Consider the following 2402-nt stretch of genomic DNA (forward strand, 5'->3'; position numbering starts at 1 on the left):
TCGGCTGTTTGAAAAAATTCTGAAATGCCGTATCAAGATGCCTGAGTGATTGTTGTAATGCGATACTATCTGCTTCCTTTAAAAATCTGTATTCTTCTGTTTTCTTCATTGCAGCCATTTCTTTTGCGCAAATGGTATATGTTACGTTTGTCTTGTTCTCCTCGTACTGCCTGATCTTTCTATCAAGCCAATGATTGTATACCATTCTGACACATCCAAAAGTTCTGGCAAACAAAATCTTCTGTTCATCATTGGGATATATTCTGAATTTATATGCTCTGTTTGCCACCATGCCACTTCCCTTTCCGCGAAACCCCACCTGCGATACTTGAACACAAGCACAAGATGATAGTATAGTAAGAATACTAAATGTGCGTTATTATCTCAATTGATTGTATCTCAATTTTTTATTATTCGACTAAAGATACTATACTATAATTAGTATCCTCTATCAAGTAGATAGCAGACGCAATTCATCTTCCACCTTAGAGGTCGGAGTCTTCTTGCTGTAAGAGGATAAATGTATCGGCAGCCATTACTACTGCCTTTTCCAAATTCTAATACCTGCTCCTGTCTGCTATCACCCAAGTGCCACATCCAGAATCATCATTAAGCTAAACCCAACTGCAAAGAAAACCGTACCAATATTTGAGTGCTGTCCCTGCGACATTTCTGGGATTAGTTCTTCAACCACGACATAAAGCATAGCCCCTGCTGCAAAGCTCAGCAAATATGGTAATGCCGGGATTATCAGCTGTGCAGCAATAATTGTCAATACTGCGCCAATCGGTTCGACCACCCCTGAAAGTACACCACCTAAAAATGCCTTTCCCTTACTTTCTCCCTCTGCCCTAAGCGGCATGGATATAATTGCTCCTTCCGGAAAATTCTGAATAGCAATTCCAAGTGATAACGCAAGTGCACCTGTTGATGTAATCTGTGTATTTCCAGCAAGAAATCCTGCATACATTACACCGACTGCCATACCTTCCGGAATGTTATGCAATGTGACCGCCAACACCATCATCGTAGTACGACCAAGCCTGCTTTTCGGTCCCTCTGCCTGATTACTTCCAACATGAAGATGTGGAATCAAATGATCGAGTGTGAGTAAAAATAATATACCAATCCAGAACCCAGCAACTGCCGGAACAAATGATAAGTCTCCCATATTCTCAGATTGTTTAATGGCCGGAATCAGAAGACTCCAGATTGAAGCAGCAACCATTACACCTGCTGCAAATCCTGTAAGTGCACGTTGCACTGATTTGCCCAGCGTTTTTTTCATAAAAAATACACACGCTGCACCCAGCGTTGTTCCAATAAATGGAATTAATATGCCAAAAAAAGTATTCATTAGCTTTGCATTTTCCTTTCTTTAAAACCGGAAAAACTACTATTTTGTAGTCTTTCATACTATTTTAATATTAGTTGTAACTAACTTATCTATATAAAAGAAACCGTGAGAAAGTAAAACTGTAATTTCACACGGTTTTTTTTCTGTCTTTTTAGTATATCACTTACGGAATGATATAACAACAAAATTCTTTTAACAATGTTTCTAATTTTTTCTGGTCAATCACAGTCATGCTCTAATAGATGGTGATTGAATTTTTCTTTTTTACTAAATGACAGATTGTTATCATCACTTTTTCAATATCTAAAGGCTTCGCCAGATGAGCATTCATCCCTACGGCAATGCACTTTTCAGCATCTTCCTGAAATGCATTCGCTGTCATAGCTATAATCGGTATTGTTTTTGCATCTGAACATTCTAACGACCTGATTTTCTTCGTAGCTGTATATCCATCCATAACAGGCATCATCAGATCCATCAGAATTGCATCAAATGTTCCTGTTGGTTTCTCTTTAAATAATTCCACTGCCTGCTGCCCATCCTCCACTCTGGTAACCAACGCTCCGTCATCTTCGAGAACTGTCTTCGCTATTTCCGCATTCAGCTCGTTATCCTCTACAAGGAGAATTCTTGTTCCTTTTATCGTGTGAATTTCGGGTGGCTTCATGGTATTCTGATTTCCATACACCTCTTCTTTCGATGCTATGTCAAAAGAAAAATCTACCGTAAATTTTGTTCCAATGCCCTGTCTGCTTTCTACCTGAATACTTCCACCCATTAGTTCTATCATGGATTTGATAATAGAAAGTCCTAGCTCGGTTCCCTGCACCTTATTTTCTGTAGTGGTATGTTCTCTGGAAAATTCTTCATAGACATGCGGAAGATATTCCTCACTCATACCAATGCCCGTATCTTCACGTCAACTACCCACGACCTAAAGGTCATGGGCTTGTAACTGCCCAGTCGTACTAACGGCTTACACCTCCGACCTTTAATCCCCGATAGATATTGCTATCTAAAGTGGCGTTACATCATAGGGTGGTTG

3 protein-coding genes are annotated in these 2402 nt (G+C 39.6%); all 3 read right to left on the reverse strand.

Annotation, left to right across the window (positions count from 1 at the left end; genetic code table 11):
• On the reverse strand, positions 1–292 hold a 292-nt coding region (locus tag FYJ25_RS14255), incomplete at its 3' end, for a helix-turn-helix domain-containing protein (RefSeq protein ID WP_154581595.1).
• A gap of 288 nt (positions 293–580) precedes the next feature.
• The gene (locus FYJ25_RS14260) at positions 581–1357 is read right to left on the reverse strand and encodes a ZIP family metal transporter (protein WP_154581596.1); all 777 of its coding nucleotides are present in this window, start codon (positions 1355–1357) and stop codon (positions 581–583) included.
• 235 nt (positions 1358–1592) lie between these two features.
• Positions 1593–2261: a response regulator gene (locus tag FYJ25_RS14935; RefSeq protein WP_278277477.1), complete on the reverse strand. Its 669-nt coding sequence runs from the start codon at positions 2259–2261 to the stop codon at positions 1593–1595.
• Between the last annotated feature and the right edge of the window lie 141 nt (positions 2262–2402).

Source organism: Anaerobutyricum soehngenii, assembly GCF_009697165.1.
In the GTDB taxonomy this organism is placed as follows: Bacteria; Bacillota; Clostridia; order Lachnospirales; family Lachnospiraceae; genus Anaerobutyricum; species Anaerobutyricum soehngenii.

What these genes read in the sequence shown, in the direction of transcription:
- FYJ25_RS14260 (WP_154581596.1), bottom strand. Translation starts at nt 1,357, where the DNA reads ATGAATACTTTTTTTGGCATATTAATTCCATTTATTGGAACAACGCTG.